This is a genomic window from Citrobacter sp. CK194, assembly GCF_030333395.1.
Classification (GTDB): domain Bacteria; phylum Pseudomonadota; class Gammaproteobacteria; order Enterobacterales; family Enterobacteriaceae; genus Citrobacter_B; species Citrobacter_B koseri.
Map to the genome: position 1 here is coordinate 1 of NZ_JAOWGA010000017.1, position 21,340 is coordinate 21,340.

Consider the following 21,340-nt stretch of genomic DNA (forward strand, 5'->3'; position numbering starts at 1 on the left):
CTCGTTCAGGTTGAGAAGGTATAAGGAGTAACCGATGACAACCCAATATGGATTTTTTATTGACTCCAGTCGTTGCACCGGTTGCAAAACCTGCGAACTGGCCTGCAAAGACTACAAAGATTTAACCCCGGACGTCAGCTTCCGCCGCATCTATGAATATGCGGGCGGCGACTGGCAGGAGGATAACGGCGTCTGGCACCAGAACGTCTTTGCCTACTATCTCTCCATCTCCTGCAACCACTGCGAAGACCCGGCCTGCACGAAAGTGTGCCCGAGCGGCGCGATGCACAAACGCGAGGACGGTTTTGTGGTGGTGGATGAGGATGTCTGCATCGGCTGTCGCTACTGCCATATGGCCTGCCCGTACGGTGCGCCGCAGTACAACGCCGCCAAAGGCCACATGACCAAATGCGACGGTTGTCATGACCGCGTTGCCGACGGCAAAAAACCGATCTGCGTCGAGTCCTGCCCGCTGCGCGCGCTGGACTTTGGCCCGATAGAAGAACTGCGGAAGAAACATGGCACGCTGGCGGCCGTTGCGCCGCTGCCGGGCGCGCACTTCACCAGACCGAACATTGTGATTAAACCCAACGCCAACAGCCGCCCGACCGGGGATACCACGGGTTATCTGGCAAATCCGAAGGAGGTATAAAATGGGAAATGGATGGCATGAATGGCCGCTGGTGCTGTTTACGGTGTTCGGTCAATGCGTTGTCGGCGCATTGATTGTCAGCGGTCTGGGCTGGTTTGCGGCGAAAGACGATGCGGCCAGCAGACAGCGTATTGTGCGCGGTATGTTCTTTTTATGGGTCGTCATGGGGCTGGGTTTTCTGGCGTCGATCATGCACCTCGGCTCGCCGTTCCGCGCGTTTAACTCTCTTAACCGGGTAGGCGCTTCCGCGCTGAGTAATGAAATTGCCGCTGGCTCTGTCTTTTTTGCCGTAGGCGGTTTCTGGTGGCTGGTGGCTGTGCTCGGCAAAATGCCGGAAGCACTGGGCAAAATCTGGCTGCTGGTCAGCATGGTACTCGGGGTGGTATTTGTCTGGGCAATGACGCGGGTCTATCAGATCGATACCGTTCCGACCTGGTATAATGGCTACACGACGCTGGCGTTCTTCCTGACGGTGTTCCTGAGCGGGCCGCTATTTGCGGCGCTGATATTGCGCGCCGCGCGCGCCAGATTCAACGGCACGACGTTCGCAAGCATCAGCGTGCTGGCGCTGTTAGTCTGCGCGGCCGTAATCATCATGCAAGGCATGTCGCTTGGGGCAATCCACAGCTCCGTGCAACAGGCGAGCGCGCTGGTTCCAGACTATGGCCGCTTACAGGTCTGGCGCGTAGTGCTGCTTGCTGCCGGGCTGGGTTGCTGGATATGCCCGTTAGTGCGCCGCAAAGAACCGCACGTCGCCGGATTGTTACTGGGGTTAATCCTGGTGCTTGGCGGCGAAATCATAGGTCGCGGATTGTTTTACGGCCTGCATATGACAGTCGGAATGGCCGTTGCAGGTTAACTTACGCGTGCGGGGAAACCCGCACCTTTCAGGATGGTTTCATGACTTCTTTTTCACAACGTGACGATTTTTCTATGGCTGCACGCGTGCTGGGCGCGTTGTTTTATTATGCGCCAGACAGTACCGAAGCCGCCCCGTTGGTTTCAGCGTTAAAAACCGACGGCTGGCAGGCGCAGTGGCCACTTTCACCGGAGGTTCTGGCGCCGATTGCGGCGGTTTTTCAGGCCGACATCGAGGAGCCGCTCCCGCAAGCCTGGCAACGTCTGTTTGTCGGTCCCTGGGCGCTTCCGTCGCCTCCCTGGGGGTCGGTCTGGCTGGACCGTGAAAGCGTGTTGTTTGGCGAGTCTACGCTGGCATTACGCCAGTGGATGCGGGACAACGGCATCCAGTTTGAGATCCAGCAAAATGAACCGGAAGATCATTTTGGTTCCCTGCTGCTGTTGGCTGCCTGGCTTGCGGAAAATGGCCGTCATAGCGAATGCGAACAACTGCTGGCCTGGCATCTGTTACCGTGGTCTGCGCGCTTCCTGGCGGTTTTCATCGAAGGCGCAAACCATCCATTTTACCAGGCGGCAGGTGAGCTGGCACAGCAAACGCTGGCGCAGTGGCAGTCTCAGTTACTGATCCCTGTCGCCGTAAAACCGCTGTTTCGCTAACGCTTTTTCAGGCAGGGCGCGCCCTGCCTTTATCGTCAAAAACCGGTTGTTTCTCCTTACCTATAAGTGACAACGTCACTTTAACTTTCCATTTTTAAGACAATTCTTCACATTCGCGCACATCCTTAGCCCTGTAAGGGCAAATGAGCAACGGGCATGCATAGCCTGCTAATTTAAATACCTGTCTCGCTGGAATCCTTCCCGACGTGTTGCTATAGCTCAAAACACCCTGCCGCTACATGGCATAACAACACGCAACGTCTCTTTCGTTGCCATAACGCATGCAAACAGGGAGACACACCGCAATGCACACTTTTACGTTAAAACGCGTGCTCGGGTTTACTGGCGCGATCGCTCTTGTGCTGGCGCTGCTGGTTTGGGGAGTGGGTCTGGAAACCATTAAAGCGCGTCAGGTTGATCTGCTTTATTTGGGCAAACAGCATTTACTCCTCGTCTTTACCTCCATGTTCTTCGCCTTAGTTATCGGTATTCCCAGCGGCATTTTACTGAGCCGTCCGGCAGCCAAAGGATTCGCCGAATACGTAATGCAGCTCTTTAATGTAGGCAATACTCTGCCGCCTCTGGCCGTGCTGGCACTGGCGATGGTGATCATCGGCATTGGCGACGTTCCAGCGATTTTCGCGCTGTTCCTCGCCTCGCTCCTTCCTGTTGTGCGCAATACCTACGCCGGGCTCTGTTCTGTTCCCGCCTCCCTGATTGAAGCCGCGAACGGCATCGGTATGACGAAATGGCAGCGTCTGCGTCAGGTTGAGCTGCCCAATGCCTGGCCGGTGATGCTTGCAGGGATTCGGATCGCGACGGCGATTAATGTGGGTACGGCCCCGCTGGCGTTCCTGATTGGGGCCAGCAGCTACGGCGAGCTGATTTTCCCCGGCATTTACCTCAATGACTTCCCGACGCTGATTCTGGGCGCAACGGCAACCGCTCTGGTGGCGCTGATTCTCGACAGCCTGCTTGCCCTGCTTGGCCGCATCCTCAGTCCGCATACGGCCTGATACAACGATAAGAATAAGGAGCGCTGAATGACATTAAAAAAACATCTGCTGGGATGGCTTGCCGCCGCGTTGCTCGTTACCGGACAGGCTCAGGCGGCCCCGTTGATCCTTGCAACCAAAGGTTTTACCGAACAACACATCCTTTCCGCCATGACCGTGCAATACCTGCAAAAAAAGGGTTTTCAGGTTCAGCCGCGCACCAACATTGCGGCGGTGATTTCACGTAATGCCATGGTGAATAAGCAGATTGATATCACCTGGGAATACACCGGCACGTCCCTGATCATTTTTAACCACATTGATAAACGGATGAGCCCGCAGGAATCCTACGATACCGTCAAACGCCTGGATGCGAAGCTCGGACTGGTATGGCTAAACCCGGCGAATATGAATAACACCTACGCGTTCGCCATGCAGCGCAAACGCGCCGAAGCAGAGAACATCAACACCCTGTCGGAAATGGTGGCGAAAATCGAACACATCCGCCAGACCGACCCTGACAATAACTGGATGTTAGGTCTCGACCTTGAGTTTTCCGGGCGCAGCGACGGGATGAAGCCGTTGCAGGATGCCTACCAGATGCAGCTTGACCGTCCGCAGATTCGGCAAATGGACCCGGGTCTGGTCTATAACGCCGTGCGCGACGGCTTTGTGGACGCCGGTCTGGTGTACACCACGGATGGCCGGGTGAAGGGTTTTGACCTCAAGGTGCTGGAAGATGATAAAGGCTTCTTCCCAGGTTACGCTGTCACGCCTGTCGTCCGTAAAGAGATACTGGATACCCATCCGGGGCTGGATGATGCGCTGAATACCCTTTCCGGGCTGCTCAATAACGACGTCATCTCGACGCTTAATGCGCAGGTCGACATCGATCACCAGTCCCCCCAGCAGGTTGCGCGCACATTCCTGCAACAAAAAGGTCTGCTGTAAGGAGCGCTTATGGATACGATTCATTACATGATGGATAACGCGGGTTATCTGACGAGCCTCACTCTTCAGCATTTGTGGCTGGTTGCGCTGGCCGTCGGTCTGGCGATTATCATTGGCGTGCCGCTGGGCATTCTGATTGTTCGTCATAAATGGCTGGCTACGCCGGTGTTAGGGGCGGCGACGCTGCTGCTCACTATCCCCTCCATCGCATTATTTGGTTTGATGATCCCGCTGTTTTCGCTGATCGGTCAGGGGATTGGCGCCCTTCCCGCAATTACCGCCGTTTTTCTTTACTCACTGCTGCCGATTGTGCGCAACACGCACACCGCGCTCGACAGTTTACCGCCGGGCTTGCGCGAAGCGGGACGCGGAATTGGCATGACGTTCTGGCAGCGTCTGCGCTGGGTAGAAATTCCGATGGCCCTGCCGGTGATTTTTGGCGGGATTCGCACTGCCGTCGTCATGAATATCGGCGTGATGGCCATCGCCGCCGTTATTGGCGCTGGCGGCCTGGGGTTACTGTTACTGAACGGCATCGGCGGGAGTGACATCCGCATGTTAATCGCCGGTGCGCTGATGATTTGTCTGTTGGCCATTGTGCTCGACTGGTTGCTGCATCGCCTGCAAGTCGTACTGACACCTAAGGGGATACGATAATGATAAAACTGGAAAACCTCACCAAACGCTTTTCACAGAAGAATGGCCAACCGCTTAACGCCGTTGATAACATCAATCTGAACGTGCCGGAAGGTGAAATGTGCGTGCTGCTTGGGCCGTCAGGCTGCGGCAAGACCACCACCCTGAAGATGATCAACCGGCTGATCGCGCCCAGCAGCGGCAATATTTTCATTAACGGACAAAACACCAGTGCGATGGATACCGTCACGCTACGGCGCAACATTGGCTACGTGATCCAGCAAATTGGCCTGTTTCCCAACATGACCATCGAAGAGAACATCACGGTTGTCCCGCGTATGCTGGGCTGGGATAAAACCCGCTGCAAACGTCGTGCGGAAGAGTTAATGGACATGGTGGCAATGGATGCGAAAAAGTTTCTGCATCGCTACCCGAAAGAGATGTCTGGCGGTCAACAACAGCGCATCGGCGTGATCCGCGCGCTGGCGGCCGATCCCCCGGTGCTGTTGATGGATGAACCTTTCGGTGCGGTGGACCCGATTAACCGCGAGGTGATTCAGAATCAGTTTCTTGATATGCAGCGGGCGCTGAAAAAGACGGTGATGCTGGTCAGCCATGATATCGATGAAGCGCTGAAACTGGGCGACAGGATTGCTGTATTCCGCCAGGGCCGCATTATACAGTGCGCCAGCCCGGATGAATTGCTGGCAAAACCGGCGAATGAATTCGTCGGCTCATTTGTCGGTCAGGATCGTACGCTAAAACGTCTTCTGCTGGTTTCGGCGGGCGACGTAACCGACCAGCAACCCACCCTGACCGCCCGCACCGCCACCTCGCTGGCAGAGGCGTTCGGCATCATGGACGATAATGATATTCGCGCGATCACCGTTGTCGACAGCGACGGCAAGCCGCTTGGCTTTGTGAAGCGTCGTGAAGCCAGAAACGCCAACGGCACCTGCGCGGATATAATCCACCCGTTTCGCGTCACCGGAAAAGCGGAAGACAACCTGCGTATTGTGCTGTCGAAACTGTACGAGAGTAACACCAGCTGGATGCCCATTGTCGATGAGGAAGGACGCTATAACGGCGAAATCTCGCAGGATTACATTGCCGATTATCTCAGTTCAGGCCGCACCCGTCGGGCGCTGAATATTCACGAAAGTAGCTAAACGCCGGATGGCAGCTACGCTTTACCTGGCCTACGGAGCACATTCTTGTCGGGCCGGTAAGCGAAGCGCCATCGGGCAGTTCCCCCTGCGCACGCAGTGCTTTTGCGTCCCGCGCTGTTTACCCGCAAAATAGACACTCCTGAAAATGCCTGTGTGGTCTGCCCATGCACCGCCTACATACATACCCTGACCTGCGAGCGATGTTTCGCCGCCTGTTAATCGCGACAATAATTGGCATCCTTGCCGCACTGGCGGTAGCCGGGTTTCGTCACGCCATGCTGGTGCTGGAATGGCTTTTTTTACGTAACGATACGGGAAGCCTGGTGAATGCCGCGATAAACCTTTCTCCCTGGCGACGACTGATCACCCCCGCCGTGGGCGGCCTCGCGGCAGGTGCGCTGCTCTGGGGCTGGCAGAAAATGAATCAACAACGCCCCCATGCCCCCACCGACTACATGGAAGCCCTGCAAACAGATGGGCAATTCGATTACGGGGCAAGTCTGGTGAAGTCCCTTGCTTCGCTGCTGGTCGTCGCCAGCGGTAGCGCCATCGGGCGCGAAGGGGCCATGATCTTACTGGCAGCGCTGGCGGCATCCTGTTTTGCTCAGCGTTGCACCCCGCGTGAAGAGTGGAAATTGTGGATCGCCTGCGGCGCTGCGGCAGGGATGGCCAGCGCGTATCACGCCCCGCTGGCGGGCAGCCTCTTTATCGCGGAAATCCTGTTTGGCACGCTGATGCTGGCGTCGCTGGGCCCCGTTGTGATTTCCGCCGTCGTGGCATTACTGACCACCCATTTGCTCAGCGGCGGTAATGCCCTGCTCTATACGGTTCACCTGTCACTGGATTTACATGTGCGGGAATATGCGATGATTATCAGCACCGGGCTGGTGGCTGGCGTCTGCGGACCGCTGTTTATGTGGTTAATGACCACCACTCATAACGGTTTTATTCGGCTGAAATTATCGCCTCCGTGGCAACTGGCGCTGGGCGGATTCATCGTTGGCTTACTATCCCTGCTGACGCCGGCCGTCTGGGGAAATGGCTACAGCGTCGTGCAGTCATTTTTGCTCTCCCCGCCGCTGCTCTCCGTGATCGCCGGGATCTTCATCTGCAAATTACTCGCCGTACTCGCCAGCAGCGGTTCCGGTGCGCCCGGCGGCGTCTTTACCCCCACGCTGTTCATCGGCTTGTCGATTGGTATGTTATACGGTCGGATGTGGGGATTCTGGCTTCCGGGAGCGGATGAGATGGCAATATTGCTGGGATTAACAGGAATGGCGACGCTGCTGGCGGCAACAACACACGCGCCGATGATGTCGACGCTGATGATCTGTGAAATGACCGGGGAGTATCGACTACTCCCCGGATTACTGATTGCCTGCGTAGTGGCGTCGGTCTTATCGCGAACGTTACGCGAGGACTCGGTCTACCGACAGCACACTGCCGAGCATTGACAGACGGATATATTGCCCCAGCTCGCGTTGTTCGGCACGCGGCAAATAAGGCAGTTCGCCAATCAGCGGCGCAGGCAGTTTTTTGCTTAACACATCAATGATTTCGGCATAATGCGCCAGTCCGGGATTGATGCGGTTCGCCACCCAGCCGATCAGCGGTAATCCGTCATTGGCGATAGCCTGTGCGGTCAGCAGCGCATGGTTAATGCAGCCTTCCTGAATCCCCACAACCATCAACACCGGTAACTGCTCCTGCACGACCCATTCAGATAACGGACGCAGGTCGTTCATCAGGCTGCGCCAGCCGCCGGTGCCTTCCACCACGACGTGGTCAACCTTTTCGCTCAGGCTGGCAAGCCCGTTAGATAACAGGGTGTAATTGATCGGACAGCTATGCGCCACGCTGCTTTCGTCTTCGCTCAGCGCAATCGGATTGATCGCCTCATAAGGCAGCTCAATAGAAGAGACGCTCTGCAACACCAGCGCATCTTTATTGCGCATGCCTTCCGGCGTCTCTTTGCTGCCTTTCGCAACGGGTTTATAACCTGCGACGCTTTTGTTCCCTGACGCTAACGCTTGTAGTAATGCGCGGGAAACCACTGTCTTCCCAACAGAAGTGTCTGTACCTGTAATAAAGAAACGCTTCAGCATCACTAACTCCACCGTTATGCTTCGAAAATATAAGCCAGGAAAATAATACAGTGGAGAAAGTCTAAGGTATGACAATCGCGATCAGCTTGCGTTAGCGCAAATTTTCGTACGACAGTTAAAAAATGTTAACCCTGTAATAGACGAATCAACAAAGAACCGTTATACATCGCGTCTTTTACCAGTGCGGCGCCCGCCATTGTCCCTTGATTGGAAAACTGCGTGCTTTCGACGGCGATATGCTTGCTATACGCCGGCAGCGCCTGTTGACGGATGCTGTCCGCAATTGCCGGAAAAAGGATTTCCGCCGCTTTGCTCAGCGGCGAACCGATCAGAATTTTTTGCGGATTAAATAAATTCACCATGATCGCCAGAATGCGGCCAACATGCATCCCGACGCCGCTAATGATATCTTTCGCCAGCAAATCCCCCTGCACCGCCGCCTGGCACAGCGAATCTACCGTCAGCGGCTGCCCGTGCAGCGAAGAACTCATCGACTGATTGAGTCGCAGCTGCGCCAGTTCAAGCACGCTGTCCACGCTGGCGATCGTTTCCAGACAGCCGTGGTTCCCGCAGTAACAACGTTTACCGTAGGGGTCGACCTGCGTATGGCCGATCTCCACCAGACTGCTGCTGCCCGCATGCAGTAAGTGGCCGTCGGTAATCACGCCAGCCCCAACGTTGTGATCAATCACCACCTGAATAACATCACGCGCGCCGCGCGATGCGCCAAAAAGCGCCTCGGCCATCGTCCAGGCGCTGATATCATGCTGAATATAGACCGGTACGCCGGTGTGGTGTTCGAGGGTTTCCCCCAGCGGCATCTCTTTGACATCGTCGTAAAACGGCATGCGGTGCACAATGCCATTCTCAGTATCAATAATACCGGGTAAGGTGATGGCGATAGAGGTCAGGCGTTCGAGTTTTTGCTGGTGACGGATAAAAAACTGATCGACCATAAAAATGATGCGTTCAAGCAGCGGAGTCTCAGAAACCAGCGGTAGCTCAAGGCACTCCTCCACCACCAGTTTGCTGCTCAGGTCGCGCAGGGCGAGAAAAATCTCGCCACGGCTGATACGAATAGACAAATAGTGCCAGGCCTCGGTTTCCACCACCAGCCCGACCGCCGGGCGACCACGGCTTCCTGCCTCTTTGATCTCCAGCTCCTGAACTAAATGCGCTTCGAGCATTTCGCGAACAATTTTAGTGATACTGGCAGGCGCCAGTTGCGCCAGACGAGAAAGATCAATTCGCGACACGGGGCCCAGCTGATCAATCAGGCGATATACCGCGCCAGCATTGGTCTGCTTGATTTGATCGATATGCCCTGGCTGACTATCAGCAACCACCTCTGACTCCCTTTATTTTCGCGCTCCGAAATAATCTGTGGGCTATGGTGAATGACTTCAATAGTTGTCGTCAACTTTTTACTTAGCCGTGTGATTTACTGCACATTTTCATCCCTTTTTAAACTAAATTAAGCGCGCTTTGCGGCCGTTAAAAGTTGATGGCGAAATCGTTGCGCAGCGTGACTTTGTTCATGATGTTTCGGCCATACCAGCCACATTTCCGACACGGCGTCCGCTTCGGCAATGGGCACCCAACGCATTTCATCAAGCTGTACCCGTTTAAACGAGGCGGGCAGGATCGATACCCCCAATCCTGCGGCTACCAGCCCGATAATCGTCATCGCCTCTCCAACCTCCTGAGTGATCGCCGGAGTGAGGTGGTAACGGCGCATCAGGCCGAGAATATCGTCATACAACCCCGTTCCGACATGCGGATCAAAAAAGACAAACGGTTCTTTCGCCAGCTCCGCCAGCGTCACGACCGGCTTTTGCGCCAGCGGATGTTCACGGGGGATCATCGCCAGCAATGGTTCATGCAGAATCACTTCCCAGTCCAGCGTATCCGGCAATGAGGTATTGCGCAGTAACCCCATATCCAGCGCGCCTTCATTAAGCGGCGCAATCTGCTCGCGGGTATTCATTTCACGGGTCTGCATATGCACATCCGGGTAGTCCTGGCGAAACAGAGACAGCGTATCCGAGACGGCTTTAATAAACGGCGCGGATGAGGTGAAGCCAATGCGCAGCTCGCCGGTCTCCCCCTGATGCAAGCGTTCCGCGCGGGCGGCGGCCTCATTCACCAGCCCAAGGATCTGCCGACTGTCTGCCAGAAACTGCTTACCCGCCGCCGTCAGCGCAACGCTCCGGTTGGTTCGCGCCAGCAGCCGCGCGCCAATCTGCTGTTCAAGGGTCTGGATCTGCTGGCTTAGCGGAGGTTGAGAGATGTTCAGCCGCGCAGCCGCCCGGCCAAAATGCAACTCTTCCGCAACCGCCACAAAGTAACGTAGATGACGAAGTTCAATATTCATATTTTATAAATATTATTTGAGATTATTAATATATTAGACAGAATATTTTGATTTTCCTACTCTTAGCACTGAGGTCATACCCGTCACCATAATCACGGGGATGTTGAGCAAGGATTTCAAGTGAGTCGTATTACTGCTGTCGACACCGCAACGGCGAGCGATGTTGATGAACATATTATTTCCCAGCCGGTTCAATATATAAAACGTGGTACATCCCAGTTTATGCGCGTTACGCTGGCGCTATTCTCCGCCGGGCTGGCGACGTTCGCCCTTCTCTATTGCGTACAACCGATACTGCCTGTGTTGTCCCATGAATTTGGCGTCTCTCCCGCCAGCAGCAGTATCTCGCTTTCCATCTCCACCGGCATGTTAGCCATCGGGCTGCTGTTTACCGGCCCGTTGTCCGACGCGATCGGCCGCAAACCTGTAATGGTGACGGCGCTGCTGCTGGCCTCCTGCTGTACGCTGCTTTCCACCATGATGACCAGCTGGCATGGCATTTTAATCATGCGCGCGCTGATAGGCCTGTCGTTGAGCGGCGTCGCTGCGGTAGGCATGACCTATTTAAGTGAAGAGATCCATCCTAGTTTCGTCGCCTTCTCAATGGGGTTGTACATTAGCGGCAACTCGATTGGCGGCATGAGCGGGCGTCTGATCAGCGGCGTATTTACCGACTTTTTTAACTGGCGCATCGCACTGGCGGCGATCGGCTGTTTCGCGCTGGCGTCCGCATTGATGTTCTGGAAAATCTTGCCGGAATCCCGCCATTTCCGACCGACTTCATTACGCCCCAAAACGCTGTTCATCAACTTCCGCCTTCACTGGCGCGACAGGGGCCTGCCGCTGTTATTCGCAGAAGGCTTTTTGTTAATGGGGTCGTTTGTCACGCTATTTAACTATATCGGCTATCGGTTGATGCTTTCGCCCTGGGAACTCAGCCAGGCCATTGTGGGGCTTTTATCGGTGGCTTACCTGACGGGCACCTGGAGCTCGCCTAAAGCAGGCGCCATGACGACGCGTTATGGTCGCGGCCCGGTGATGTTGTTCTCAACCGGCGTGATGTTGTTCGGGCTATTAATGACGCTGTTCACGTCGCTATGGCTGATTTTTGCCGGAATGCTGCTCTTCTCCGCCGGATTCTTTGCCGCGCATTCGGTGGCAAGCAGCTGGATTGGCCCACGCGCGAAACGCGCCAAAGGCCAGGCATCTTCCCTGTATCTCTTCAGCTATTACCTGGGTTCCAGCATTGCCGGGACGTTAGGCGGGGTATTCTGGCACAGCTATGGCTGGAACGGTGTGGGCGGGTTTATCGCGCTGATGTTGCTTCTGGCGCTGCTGGTTGGCTCCCGCCTGCATCATCGTCTGCACGTTTGATAAAGAGAAGCCCGGGTCGAGCCCGGGCATTCTTTACAGCTCAACCAGCGCTTTGGATTACCACAATCCCAGGATGGAAGAAGCCCCCATCAATTCCCTGACGGCATCCAGTGCCAGAAGAGCAAAGATAACCCAGATAATTGGATTCATCATGCTGTGTGTATTTATTTTTATTGTTGAGGTTTGACTTTACCCCGCGCGATACCCAAAAGCGAGACCGGAAGATAAAACTACCTGTAATGGTGGGCAACACTGACGATATCGCTTCCGAATGCCGTAAATATCACCCGGAGGATAATAAGACCTGAACGCCATATTGTATCCCGATCACCGTCGCATTCATTAATATATGCAGGGTAACAGGCATTAATAACCCTTTAGATTTGACTCTGGCGACAATAAGCACCTGCGATATTAAAAATAACATCAATAATGTTCTGATATCGGCGTATTGCGTATGCATCAGCGCAAACAGCGTTGAAACGACAAGCGACGTCGCCCACACCTTATCATTGAACCAGTACTGAAAGGCGTTGAACAGACACCCTCTGAAGACGATTTCCTCGTAGACCGGGACGAGAAAAATCAGTGACAGGTTGGTCAGCCAGAAAGCGTAGTTATGCAATGAAACCTGCGTCATGACCCACGCTTCTGTTTTTCTCATCCCCAACATAGCAGGTAAAAGAAACTGGATAATCAGAATGGCGCCAAACAAAATAACAAACCACTTTGCGCTCAATGTGCCTTTTCCCAGACCGTCTCTTTTTCTAAAAAAGAGATAATACAGCGGGACCAGAATAAGAAACTCCAGCACAAACATCAGCGGTAAAAGTAACCCACTTTCCATTAATTGCGCACTGCGGGTAAAAAACAGTGGCGTAAATGTAATACCAAACATCAGCATAAACATAGAAAAACAGCCTGACACTGCTTTTGTCCTGACAATATAGGCGTTATTGATTTCCTGTTGCATCCCTGTTCCCTGTTAATATTTCACCAGTGTGCTTCACGACACCGCCATTTATGATAAGAAGTATCATTATCACTTACAACCTACCAACATTTCTGCCATCGTTGCCATCAGCGCATAAACATGTATGAATCAGGGTAAACTCCTCACATTCGCAGAACACGACGGGAACACAACAATGTCCAACAAGAACCACTACCAACAACTCACCCGCACTTTCCAGCGCCTCTCCCGCTTTTCGCATCTCTCCGCTATCGCCAGTTGGGATATGTTCACCATGATGCCTCCCGGTGGAAGCACCGCGCGAGGCGAAGCGCTGGCCGAGCTGAACGTGCTGGAACATCAGTTACTGACTGACCCGAAGGTTGCGCAGTGGATAGCCGCCGCCGGGCAGGAAGATTTGAACGATGTTGAGCAGGCGAACCTGCGTGAAATGGCGAGGCGGCACCATCAGGCGGCCCTGCTGCCTGAGTCACTGGTGGAGGCGAAATCGCTGGCGGGGAGCCGGTGTGAACACGCCTGGCGGAGTCAGCGTCCGGCGAATGACTGGCAAGGATTTGCGCAGAATCTGAAAGTGGTTGTGAAATACAGCCGTGAAGAGGCAAAACTTCGCGCCGAAGCTAAAGGATGTTCGCCCTACGATGCCCTGCTGGATATTTTTGAGCCCGATATGACCAGCGCCCAACTGGATGTTCTGTTTGCTGATGTCAAAACCTGGCTTCCCGATCTGTTAAACCGCGCGGTGTCAAAACAGTCGCATCAGCCGCTGATTGCGCCGGTCGGCCCGTTCCCGACGGCGCTACAGCGTGAACTGGGACTGGAAACCATGTCGCAGTTAGGGTTTGATTTTAACGCCGGTCGGCTGGACATCAGCGCCCACCCGTTCTGCGGCGGCGTGCCGGAAGATGTGCGCATCACCACGCGCTATGATGAAAATGAATTACTCAGCGCGCTCTTTGGCGTGATCCACGAAACGGGGCACGCCCGCTATGAACAGAATCTGCCCCACGCCTGGCAGGGTCAGCCGATCGCGTTTGCCCGCTCCACGGCCATCCATGAATCCCAGAGCCTATTTTTCGAGATGCAACTGGGTCGCAGCACGGCGTTCCTCAAACGGCTCATTCCCGCCGTTAAACGTCATTTTGGCGATCAGCCCGCTTTTGAAGAAGCGAATTTCATTGCCTGGAATCAGCGGGTGAAACCGGGCTTTATCCGCGTGGATGCCGACGAAGTGAGTTATCCTGCCCATGTTATCTTGCGCTATGACATTGAACAGGCGCTGATTAACGGCGACATCGAAGTGGATGATATTCCCGCACTGTGGGATGAAAAAATGCAGGCCTGGCTGGGGCTGTCAACCGCGGGAGATTACCGTAACGGCTGTATGCAGGACATCCACTGGACCGACGGCGGCTTTGGCTACTTCCCGTCTTATTCGCTGGGCGCCATGTATGCCGCCCAGCTGTTTAGCGCCGCCCATAGCGCATTGCCGGATCTGCATAATCAGATTGCGCAAGGCGATCTCAGCGCCTTGTTTGACTGGCTGCGACAAAATATCTGGCAGCACGGCAGTCGCTTTACTACCGCGCAGCTGATCGCTCAGGCCACCGGAGAACCGTTGAGCAGCCGTTACTTCCGGGCGCATCTGGAATCACGCTATTTGTCATGATATCTCTTGTTTGCCCGATAGCGTCAATCTGTCGGGCCGGTTGTACATACCGTTACACGCCGATACCAATGACTCACGGAAGCCCTCGATTTACAGCGATATAGTGATTTCACCGGCCCCGCAGTGGGGTTGAATAAAAAACCAAATCGAGGGTATCAGAATGAAAAAAGTATTAGCTCTGGTTGTTGCCGCTGCTATGGGTCTGTCTTCTGCTGCATTTGCTGCTGAAACGGCAACGTCCACGACGGCTCCGGCTGCGGCACCCGCTAAAACCGCACCGGCAAAAACCACGCATCACAAAAAACACCACAAAGCAGCAGCGACTCAGAAAGCGCCTGAACAAAAAGCGCAGGCAGCGAAAAAACACACCAAAAAAGCGGTAAAACATACTGCGGCTAAACCGGCAGCTAAACCGGCGGCATAAGGCACTGGCGAGTTCTATGGCGCTCCCCCGCGCCATAACACACGGCGCTAAATCATCGGGTTTAGCGCCGTTTCTTCGGAGGGTTAACGTGTTTCGTTACCGCTTTGAGTTGATTCTCACCATGCTTATATTATGCGCCCTTATTGCCACGCATTTTTATATTTCCTGAATGTAGTTATCTGATTTTACTCCCACTTTCCTGCCGTCACGTCTATAGTATTCACTGAGGGTTTGCTTTTAATAATCATAATTACCCACACAGAGTGTGATATGCATAAAACCATTGCGGTATTACTGGGCGTAATTTGTCTTTCCCCTGTTGTTGCTCATGCGGATGAGGCAGATACCACCACGGATACCCGTGAAACCAAAACGTTATTTTTTGACCATGACGATCGGGTCAAGGTTGAAGATCCGACGCAGTCGCCGTGGGACGCTATTGGTCAACTGGAAACCGCCAGCGGCAACCTGTGTACCGCCACGCTCATTTCATCTCATCTGGCGCTCACCGCCGGACACTGCTTGTTAACGCCGCCGAAGGGAAAGCCAGATAAAGCCGTGGCTTTGCGTTTCGTATCGCAAAAAGGTCTCTGGCGTTATGAAATTCACGGTATTGAAGGTCGGGTCGATCCGTCGCTGGGAAAGCGCTTAAAGCCTGATGGCGATGGCTGGATTGTCCCTCCGGCCGCCGCGCCGTGGGATTTTGGTTTGATTGTGTTGCGTTATCCGCCGTCCGGCATTACCCCACTGCCCTTATTTGAAGGCGATAAAGCCGCGCTAACCGCTGCCCTGAAAACCGCCGACCGCAAAGTGACGCAGTCAGGTTACCCGGAAGATCATCTTGATACGCTTTACTCGCATCAGGATTGCCTGATTACCGGCTGGGCGCAAAACGCGGTGCTCTCTCACCAGTGCGACACGCTGCCCGGCGACAGCGGTTCTCCGTTAATGCTGCATACCGACGCTGGCTGGCAGTTGATTGGCGTACAAAGTTCCGCTCCGGCGGCAAAAGATCGCTGGCGGGCTGACAACCGCGCGATTTCCGTCACCGGCTTTCGCGACAAGCTGGAAGCGCTGGCTCAGGAATAGATGATGGTTCCCGTGCGCTGCCCGCCGTAACGGGCAGCATAGCTGTCAGGCCAGTTTTATCATGATCATGCCGATAAGCAGCAATACCACGCCTACCCAGCCTTTGTTGTTCAGACGCTGTCCAAAAAGCACCCACCCGGCTGCCAGCGTGGCGGCGATACCAAATCCGCCCCACAACGCATATGCCACCGAAAGATCAATGCCTTTCACCGCCTGAGAGAGCGCGCTGAAGGCCGCCAGCACTGCGGCCAGCGACAGAATGCCATAGAACTTGCGACGAAAGCCGTCAGAAAACTTCAGGAACACGTTAGCGACGATTTCCAGAACGATCGCCATCGCCAGCCACGCGGCATGAACCCACTCAAACTGCGGCATGCGTCGCCTCCTTCGCGGCGTTTACTGGCTTGCGCGTACCCGATTTGATCAGCGCAATCCCGAATACCAGCGTAACCAGACCCGCAATTTTCATGGCCGATAAGGCTTCGTCAAATAACAGCACGCTAAACAGCGTAATAAATAAAATACCGATGCCTTCCCACAAGGCATACGCCACGCCAAGCGCAATTTTTTTTACGGCAAAAGAGAGAAAAATATACGACAGCGTAATCATGACCAGCATTAAAATAAAACCCGTGTTGCCATTGCTTACGCTTGCCCATTTCATCGACAGCGTTCCGGTAATTTCAGCCGCAATGGCAAGGGCTAATAAAATCCAGTAAAACATGGTGCTTCTCCTGCTTGAGAATATAGTCCTTCGGGCCTGCCGCATGCAGCAAACCAAAAAATAAAATGAATTAGCCAGGCGCGTAACGCCAGCTCAGGCAGAAGTAAGGGACTAAAGCGCGTTGCGCCAGTGCTGCTCACCAGCAAGCAGGAAAGAGGAAGAAGTGCGAAGAAGTACGGTCTGTGTAGAAAAAAACGTCCTGAACATATTGTCCATAATATTACAATTATCCGCAGTGTTGCTTCTCGTCATCGCGGATGAAAATTGTCCTCGGTAGTTAAACACGTCTGATTTGTACCACAGCCTTAGAATTAACTCAAAACCTTTTCACTTCTTTACCCGCGCCGTTTGATTTTTGTTAGCACAGCCCGACAAAAATCACATTATTATAAAGAGTAAGAACAAAAATTCAGGAATTATCATGGCAAAACCGATCATCACGCTTAACGGCCTGAAACTCGTAATCATGCTGGGAATGCTGGTCATCATTCTCACCGGTATTCGCTTCGCTGCCGATATTATTGTGCCGTTTATTCTGGCGTTATTTATTGCGGTGGTACTGAGTCCGCTGGTGCAGCGCATGGTCAGGCTTCGCATCCCGCGCGTTTTGGCCGTATCGATACTGATCGGGATTATCGTGATGGGCATGGTGTTGCTGCTGGCCTATCTCGGCACATCGCTAAATGAGTTAGCCCGCACGCTGCCGCAATACCGCTCATCATTGGTTGTGCCGCTGAAAAACATTGAACCGTGGCTACAGCGCCTGGGCATCGGCGTCTCGGTGGATGAGCTGGTGAAATATATCGACCCTAACGCCGCCATGACGCTGGTGACGAATTTGCTGGCGCAGTTGTCTAACGCCATGTCATCCATTTTCCTGCTTTTGTTAACCGTGGTCTTTATGCTGCTGGAAGTTCCGCAGTTGCCCGGTAAACTCCAGCAGATGATGGCCAGGCCGGTTGAAGGTATGGCCGCGATTCAGCGCGCAATCGACAGCGTGTCGCATTATCTGGTGCTGAAAACGGCGATCAGCATTATCACGGGCGTTGTGGTCTGGGGAATGCTGGCGCTGCTGGAAGTTCGTTTCGCATTCGTCTGGGGACTGCTGGCCTTCGCGCTTAACTACATCCCCAATATTGGCTCGGTTCTGGCCGCAATCCCGCCTATTGCGCAGGTTCTGGTGTTCAGCGGCCTTTATGACGCGCTGGTGGTGCTGACGGGGTATCTGATTATCAATCTGGTGTTCGGGAACATCCTTGAGCCCCGCATCATGGGGCGTGGATTAGGCCTTTCCACGCTGGTGGTTTTTCTCTCCCTGATCTTCTGGGGGTGGTTATTAGGCCCTGTCGGCATGCTGCTTTCCGTGCCGTTGACGATCATCGTTAAAATCGCGCTGGAGCAAACCTCCGGCGGGCAAAGCATTGCCGTCCTGCTCAGTGATTTGAATAAAACCTGATCTCTTCAGATGCAAAAACGGCCTCCTGAGAGGCCGTTTTATAACTCGCGCCGGTAAAGATTAAAGCGCTTTCAGAATCGCATCCACGCTGGCTTTCGCATCGCCAAACAGCATATGCGTGTTGTCTTTAAAGAACAGCGGGTTCTGCACCCCGGCATAACCGGTATTCATCGAGCGTTTAAACACGATAACGTTTTGCGCTTTCCAGACTTCCAGAACCGGCATACCGGCAATCGGGCTACGCGGATCGTCCTGCGCAGCCGGGTTCACCGTGTCGTTCGCGCCGATAACCAGCACCGTATCGGTGTCAGCGAAGTCGTCGTTGATTTCGTCCATTTCCAGCACGATGTCATACGGCACTTTCGCTTCCGCCAGCAGTACGTTCATGTGACCAGGCAGGCGCCCTGCAACCGGGTGGATGCCAAAACGCACCTTGATACCGCGCGCGCGCAGTTTCTCGGTGATTTCCGCCACCGGGTACTGCGCCTGCGCAACCGCCATGCCATAGCCAGGGGTAATGATGACCGAGTGCGAATTTTTCAGCATGTCAGCCGTGTCTTCCGCCGTGATCTCACGGTGCTCGCCCGCGACCTGATCGTCGCCAGTAGAAGATCCATCGCTGCCGAAACCACCCGCGATAACGCTGATGAAAGAGCGGTTCATCGCCTTACACATGATGTAAGACAGAATCGCACCCGAAGAACCAACCAGCGCGCCGGTGACGATCAGCAGGTCGTTGCCCAGCATAAAGCCTGCCGCCGCCGCTGCCCAACCGGAATAGGAGTTCAGCATGGATACCACAACCGGCATATCCGCCCCGCCAATGGACGCCACCAGGTGCCAGCCGAAAGCCAGAGCAATAATGGTCATCACCAGCAGCGCCAGAACCTGCAAGCCAACGCTTTCGGTACGAACAAACACCACCAGCAGCAGGAAAGAAACCACCAGCGCCGCCAGGTTCATTTTGTGACGATTCGGCAGCATCAGCGGTTTGGACGAAATCTTACCGCACAGCTTGCCAAACGCCACCACGGAACCGGTGAAGGTAACCGCGCCAATGAAGATGCCGAGGAACACTTCCGTCAGGTGAATATTCACCAGAATCGGTTCCAGACCCGCCTCGTGGTACAGGTAGCTGTTAAAGCCCACCAGCACCGCCGCCAGGCCGACAAAGCTGTGCAGAATCGCCACCAGCTCCGGCATTTCGGTCATTTCAACGCGTTTCGCCAGACGGATACCGATCGCCCCACCAATAATCATCGCCACCAGAATCCAGGCAACGTTGCCGGTATCCGGGCCAAAGATCGTCGCCACCAGCGCAATCGCCATCCCGGCGATACCAAAGTTGTTACCCTGTCGGGACGTCTCATGCTTAGAGAGCCCGGCCAGACTGAAGATAAACAGGATCGCGGCAACAATGTATGCAGCTGTAACTAATCCTCCAGACATGTGTTACCCCTTAGTTTTTCCTGAACATTTTCAGCATACGCTGAGTCACGGTGAAGCCACCGAAAATATTAATGCTGGCGATAAGCACCGCGATAAAGCTCAGGAAACTCACCCAGCCTCCCTGGCCAATCTGTAACAATGCCCCGACAACGATAATCCCTGAGATGGCGTTAGTCACAGACATCAACGGCGTATGCAGCGCGTGCGAAACGTTCCACACCACGTAGTAACCCACCACGCAAGCAAGTGCGAAAACGGTGAAGTGGCCGAGGAACTCTTTCGGTGCCACGTCAGCCAGCCAGCCAAACAGAATGATCGCCAGCGCCATCAGCGCATATTTACGCCACGGTGAAGCCGGTTTTTCCGCTTCTTTCGGCGCTGGAGCCGCTTGCGGCGCAGCCTGCGGCTGAGCAGACACCTGAATCGGCGGCGCGGGCCAGGTAATTTCACCGTCACGCACGACCGTTACGCCGCGCACAACCACATCGTCAAAATCGACGTCGATATTGCCGTCTTTCTCTTTGCACAGCAGTTTGAGCAAGTTGACCAGGTTGGTGCCGTAAAGCTGGGAGGATTGCGTCGGCAGACGGCCCGGCAGATCGGTGTAACCGATAACCTTCACGCCATTGTCGGTCGTGGTCACCTGACCGGCGACGGTGTATTCACAGTTACCGCCGTTTTGCGCGGCCAGATCGACAATCACGCTGCCGGACTTCATGGAATCAACCATCTCGCGCGTGATCAGCGTCGGCGCAGGTTTACCCGGAATTAGCGCGGTCGTGACGATAATATCGACCTCTTTCGCCTGCGCGGCAAAGAGTTCCATTTCCGCTTTAATAAACGCTTCGGACATCACTTTGGCATAGCCATCGCCGCTGCCCGCTTCCTCTTTAAAATCCAGTTCGAGGAATTCAGCGCCCATACTCTGAACCTGCTCTTTTACCTCTGGACGGGTATCAAACGCACGTACAATGGCGCCAAGGCTGTTTGCCGCGCCAATGGCCGCCAGACCTGCGACGCCCGCGCCAATCACCATCACTTTCGCTGGCGGCACTTTGCCCGCAGCGGTAATTTGCCCGGTAAAGAAACGACCAAATTCATGTGCGGCTTCCACAATCGCGCGATAACCGGCGATGTTGGCCATTGAGCTCAGGGCATCCAGCGACTGCGCACGCGAAATACGCGGCACGGAGTCCATCGCCATCACGGTTACATTGCGTTCCGCGAGTTTTTGCAATAGCTCAGGATTCTGCGCCGGCCAGAGGAAACTCACCAGCGTCGTGCCCGCATTCAGTAAAGGAATTTCATCGTCTTCCGGCGCATTGACCTTCAGGATGATCTCTGACTGCCAGACCGCATTTCCCTCTACAATTTCTGCGCCCGCTTCTGTAAATGCCTTATCGTCAAAACTTGCCAGTTGACCCGCGCCGCTTTCAACCGCGACGGTAAAACCCAGTTTCAGCAGTTGCTCAACCGTTTTTGGCGTTGCTGCGACTCGGGTTTCATTGGTTAACCGCTCTTTTGGTATGCCAATTCGCATAATGTTCCCTTCCATCGGTTTTTTTGATGATGGTTTGTCAGTGATCGCAGGATGCATACGCACGCCTGCGTAAGAGGTAAGTGCTACCCCGGAAAAATAAAACAGTAACAAACTCTCTATAACCTACTGAAAATAGCGCCTGTGATCTAGCGCCAAAAAACAGTATTTATTATGAAATTTGCAAAATATGAACGATTCAGCCCACAAACAGGAATAATGACCTTGAAATCGCCTTCAGTGACCGATAA

At 54.3% G+C, this 21,340-nt stretch carries 24 protein-coding genes; 14 read left to right on the top strand and 10 right to left on the bottom strand.

Annotated elements, in window-relative coordinates; genetic code table 11:
- Positions 1-34 precede the first annotated feature (34 nt).
- From dmsB to clcB, 8 genes are all read left to right on the top strand, one after another.
- Positions 35-652, top strand: a complete 618-nt coding sequence (gene dmsB, locus OGX80_RS08320; RefSeq protein ID WP_012132456.1) for a dimethylsulfoxide reductase iron-sulfur subunit DmsB — start codon at positions 35-37, stop codon at positions 650-652.
- Position 653: 1 nt separating this feature from the next.
- Positions 654-1,511 carry a dimethyl sulfoxide reductase anchor subunit family protein gene (locus OGX80_RS08325; RefSeq protein WP_058669090.1) on the top strand — a complete coding sequence of 286 codons (858 nt, stop codon included), beginning with the start codon at positions 654-656 and terminating at the stop codon, positions 1,509-1,511.
- Positions 1,512-1,552: 41 nt separating this feature from the next.
- Positions 1,553-2,167: a Tat proofreading chaperone DmsD gene (gene dmsD / locus OGX80_RS08330; RefSeq protein ID WP_024130349.1), complete on the top strand. Its 615-nt coding sequence runs from the start codon at positions 1,553-1,555 to the stop codon at positions 2,165-2,167.
- A gap of 305 nt (positions 2,168-2,472) precedes the next feature.
- A complete protein-coding gene (gene osmY / locus OGX80_RS08335; protein WP_012132459.1) occupies positions 2,473-3,183 on the top strand; it encodes an osmoprotectant ABC transporter permease OsmY in 711 nt (236 codons plus the stop codon).
- 27 nt (positions 3,184-3,210) lie between these two features.
- Positions 3,211-4,113, top strand: coding sequence for an osmoprotectant ABC transporter substrate-binding protein OsmX (gene osmX / locus OGX80_RS08340; protein WP_115181662.1), 903 nt, complete (start codon positions 3,211-3,213; stop codon positions 4,111-4,113).
- Positions 4,114-4,122: 9 nt separating this feature from the next.
- Complete coding sequence (gene osmW, locus OGX80_RS08345) at positions 4,123-4,770, top strand: osmoprotectant ABC transporter permease OsmW (protein ID WP_012132461.1); 648 nt, start codon at positions 4,123-4,125, stop codon at positions 4,768-4,770.
- The gene (gene osmV / locus OGX80_RS08350) at positions 4,770-5,918 is read left to right on the top strand and encodes an osmoprotectant ABC transporter ATP-binding protein OsmV (protein ID WP_047457187.1); all 1,149 of its coding nucleotides are present in this window, start codon (positions 4,770-4,772) and stop codon (positions 5,916-5,918) included. The genes osmW and osmV overlap by 1 nt, the downstream gene beginning before the upstream one ends.
- Before the next feature lie 164 nt (positions 5,919-6,082).
- On the top strand, positions 6,083-7,372 hold the full coding sequence (gene clcB / locus OGX80_RS08355; RefSeq protein WP_115181663.1) for a voltage-gated ClC-type chloride channel ClcB: 1,290 nt from the start codon (positions 6,083-6,085) through the stop codon (positions 7,370-7,372).
- Here the strand turns inward: clcB and bioD are convergent.
- The 3 genes from bioD to ynfL all read right to left on the bottom strand — a co-directional run bounded on the left by bioD (position 7,328) and on the right by ynfL (position 10,397).
- Positions 7,328-8,023: a dethiobiotin synthase gene (gene bioD, locus OGX80_RS08360; RefSeq protein ID WP_024130350.1), complete on the bottom strand. Its 696-nt coding sequence runs from the start codon at positions 8,021-8,023 to the stop codon at positions 7,328-7,330. The two genes, clcB and bioD, sit on opposite strands and share 45 nt — an antisense overlap.
- 125 nt (positions 8,024-8,148) lie before the next feature.
- The gene (mlc, locus tag OGX80_RS08365) at positions 8,149-9,369 is read right to left on the bottom strand and encodes a sugar metabolism global transcriptional regulator Mlc (protein WP_012132466.1); all 1,221 of its coding nucleotides are present in this window, start codon (positions 9,367-9,369) and stop codon (positions 8,149-8,151) included.
- Between the two features lie 128 nt (positions 9,370-9,497).
- Positions 9,498-10,397, bottom strand: a complete 900-nt coding sequence (gene ynfL, locus OGX80_RS08370) for a multidrug efflux transcriptional activator YnfL/SxtR(Kp) (protein ID WP_012132468.1) — start codon at positions 10,395-10,397, stop codon at positions 9,498-9,500.
- 120 nt (positions 10,398-10,517) lie between these two features.
- Here ynfL and ynfM point away from each other — a divergent pair, with 120 nt between their 5' ends.
- Positions 10,518-11,771 carry a multidrug efflux MFS transporter YnfM/SxtP(Kp) gene (gene ynfM / locus OGX80_RS08375; RefSeq protein WP_012132469.1) on the top strand — a complete coding sequence of 418 codons (1,254 nt, stop codon included), beginning with the start codon at positions 10,518-10,520 and terminating at the stop codon, positions 11,769-11,771.
- Between the two features lie 57 nt (positions 11,772-11,828).
- Here the strand turns inward: ynfM and OGX80_RS08380 are convergent, their stop codons facing one another.
- A complete protein-coding gene (locus OGX80_RS08380; RefSeq protein WP_233609019.1) occupies positions 11,829-11,924 on the bottom strand; it encodes a KPN_01571 family protein in 96 nt (31 codons plus the stop codon).
- Between the two features lie 130 nt (positions 11,925-12,054).
- On the bottom strand, positions 12,055-12,744 hold the full coding sequence (locus OGX80_RS08385; RefSeq protein WP_058669085.1) for a CPBP family intramembrane glutamic endopeptidase: 690 nt from the start codon (positions 12,742-12,744) through the stop codon (positions 12,055-12,057).
- A gap of 175 nt (positions 12,745-12,919) precedes the next feature.
- Here OGX80_RS08385 and OGX80_RS08390 point away from each other — a divergent pair, with 175 nt between their 5' ends.
- From OGX80_RS08390 to OGX80_RS08400, 4 genes are all read left to right on the top strand, one after another.
- A complete protein-coding gene (locus tag OGX80_RS08390) occupies positions 12,920-14,410 on the top strand; it encodes a carboxypeptidase M32 (protein WP_115181664.1) in 1,491 nt (496 codons plus the stop codon).
- 160 nt (positions 14,411-14,570) lie between these two features.
- Positions 14,571-14,834 carry an acid resistance repetitive basic protein Asr gene (asr, locus tag OGX80_RS08395; RefSeq protein WP_047457204.1) on the top strand — a complete coding sequence of 88 codons (264 nt, stop codon included), beginning with the start codon at positions 14,571-14,573 and terminating at the stop codon, positions 14,832-14,834.
- 88 nt (positions 14,835-14,922) lie between these two features.
- Positions 14,923-15,003: a small membrane protein YdgU gene (ydgU, locus tag OGX80_RS22400; protein ID WP_455549893.1), complete on the top strand. Its 81-nt coding sequence runs from the start codon at positions 14,923-14,925 to the stop codon at positions 15,001-15,003.
- A 101-nt stretch (positions 15,004-15,104) separates the two neighbouring features.
- The gene (locus OGX80_RS08400) at positions 15,105-15,923 is read left to right on the top strand and encodes a trypsin-like serine peptidase (RefSeq protein WP_110494281.1); all 819 of its coding nucleotides are present in this window, start codon (positions 15,105-15,107) and stop codon (positions 15,921-15,923) included.
- 45 nt (positions 15,924-15,968) lie between these two features.
- Here OGX80_RS08400 and mdtI read toward each other — a convergent pair whose 3' ends face one another.
- From mdtI to OGX80_RS22405, 3 genes are all read right to left on the bottom strand, one after another.
- Positions 15,969-16,298 (bottom strand): multidrug/spermidine efflux SMR transporter subunit MdtI, encoded by a 330-nt coding sequence (gene mdtI, locus OGX80_RS08405; protein WP_012132478.1) that lies wholly within the window; start codon positions 16,296-16,298, stop codon positions 15,969-15,971.
- A complete protein-coding gene (gene mdtJ, locus OGX80_RS08410; RefSeq protein WP_012132479.1) occupies positions 16,285-16,647 on the bottom strand; it encodes a multidrug/spermidine efflux SMR transporter subunit MdtJ in 363 nt (120 codons plus the stop codon). The genes mdtI and mdtJ overlap by 14 nt, the downstream gene beginning before the upstream one ends.
- A gap of 111 nt (positions 16,648-16,758) precedes the next feature.
- Positions 16,759-16,932, bottom strand: coding sequence for a protein YdgV (locus OGX80_RS22405; RefSeq protein WP_012132481.1), 174 nt, complete (start codon positions 16,930-16,932; stop codon positions 16,759-16,761).
- 136 nt (positions 16,933-17,068) lie between these two features.
- Here OGX80_RS22405 and OGX80_RS08415 point away from each other — a divergent pair, with 136 nt between their 5' ends.
- Positions 17,069-18,103, top strand: coding sequence for an AI-2E family transporter (locus OGX80_RS08415; protein ID WP_047457210.1), 1,035 nt, complete (start codon positions 17,069-17,071; stop codon positions 18,101-18,103).
- Positions 18,104-18,163: 60 nt separating this feature from the next.
- Here OGX80_RS08415 and pntB read toward each other — a convergent pair whose 3' ends face one another.
- On the bottom strand, positions 18,164-19,552 hold the full coding sequence (gene pntB / locus OGX80_RS08420; RefSeq protein WP_012132483.1) for a Re/Si-specific NAD(P)(+) transhydrogenase subunit beta: 1,389 nt from the start codon (positions 19,550-19,552) through the stop codon (positions 18,164-18,166).
- Positions 19,553-19,562: 10 nt separating this feature from the next.
- Positions 19,563-21,092: a Re/Si-specific NAD(P)(+) transhydrogenase subunit alpha gene (pntA, locus tag OGX80_RS08425; RefSeq protein ID WP_071258296.1), complete on the bottom strand. Its 1,530-nt coding sequence runs from the start codon at positions 21,090-21,092 to the stop codon at positions 19,563-19,565.
- Between the last annotated feature and the right edge of the window lie 248 nt (positions 21,093-21,340).

What these genes read in the sequence shown, in the direction of transcription:
- dmsB (WP_012132456.1), top strand. Translation starts at nt 35, where the DNA reads ATGACAACCCAATATGGATTTTTTATTGACTCCAGTCGTTGCACCGGT.
- OGX80_RS08325 (WP_058669090.1), top strand. Translation starts at nt 654, where the DNA reads ATGGGAAATGGATGGCATGAATGGCCGCTGGTGCTGTTTACGGTGTTC.
- dmsD (WP_024130349.1), top strand. Translation starts at nt 1,553, where the DNA reads ATGACTTCTTTTTCACAACGTGACGATTTTTCTATGGCTGCACGCGTG.
- osmY (WP_012132459.1), top strand. Translation starts at nt 2,473, where the DNA reads ATGCACACTTTTACGTTAAAACGCGTGCTCGGGTTTACTGGCGCGATC.
- osmX (WP_115181662.1), top strand. Translation starts at nt 3,211, where the DNA reads ATGACATTAAAAAAACATCTGCTGGGATGGCTTGCCGCCGCGTTGCTC.
- osmW (WP_012132461.1), top strand. Translation starts at nt 4,123, where the DNA reads ATGGATACGATTCATTACATGATGGATAACGCGGGTTATCTGACGAGC.
- osmV (WP_047457187.1), top strand. Translation starts at nt 4,770, where the DNA reads ATGATAAAACTGGAAAACCTCACCAAACGCTTTTCACAGAAGAATGGC.
- clcB (WP_115181663.1), top strand. Translation starts at nt 6,083, where the DNA reads ATGCACCGCCTACATACATACCCTGACCTGCGAGCGATGTTTCGCCGC.
- bioD (WP_024130350.1), bottom strand. Translation starts at nt 8,023, where the DNA reads ATGCTGAAGCGTTTCTTTATTACAGGTACAGACACTTCTGTTGGGAAG.
- ynfL (WP_012132468.1), bottom strand. Translation starts at nt 10,397, where the DNA reads ATGAATATTGAACTTCGTCATCTACGTTACTTTGTGGCGGTTGCGGAA.
- OGX80_RS08380 (WP_233609019.1), bottom strand. Translation starts at nt 11,924, where the DNA reads ATGATGAATCCAATTATCTGGGTTATCTTTGCTCTTCTGGCACTGGAT.
- OGX80_RS08385 (WP_058669085.1), bottom strand. Translation starts at nt 12,744, where the DNA reads ATGCAACAGGAAATCAATAACGCCTATATTGTCAGGACAAAAGCAGTG.
- OGX80_RS08390 (WP_115181664.1), top strand. Translation starts at nt 12,920, where the DNA reads ATGTCCAACAAGAACCACTACCAACAACTCACCCGCACTTTCCAGCGC.
- asr (WP_047457204.1), top strand. Translation starts at nt 14,571, where the DNA reads ATGAAAAAAGTATTAGCTCTGGTTGTTGCCGCTGCTATGGGTCTGTCT.
- OGX80_RS08400 (WP_110494281.1), top strand. Translation starts at nt 15,105, where the DNA reads ATGCATAAAACCATTGCGGTATTACTGGGCGTAATTTGTCTTTCCCCT.
- mdtI (WP_012132478.1), bottom strand. Translation starts at nt 16,298, where the DNA reads ATGCCGCAGTTTGAGTGGGTTCATGCCGCGTGGCTGGCGATGGCGATC.
- mdtJ (WP_012132479.1), bottom strand. Translation starts at nt 16,647, where the DNA reads ATGTTTTACTGGATTTTATTAGCCCTTGCCATTGCGGCTGAAATTACC.
- OGX80_RS08415 (WP_047457210.1), top strand. Translation starts at nt 17,069, where the DNA reads ATGGCAAAACCGATCATCACGCTTAACGGCCTGAAACTCGTAATCATG.
- pntB (WP_012132483.1), bottom strand. Translation starts at nt 19,552, where the DNA reads ATGTCTGGAGGATTAGTTACAGCTGCATACATTGTTGCCGCGATCCTG.
- pntA (WP_071258296.1), bottom strand. Translation starts at nt 21,092, where the DNA reads ATGCGAATTGGCATACCAAAAGAGCGGTTAACCAATGAAACCCGAGTC.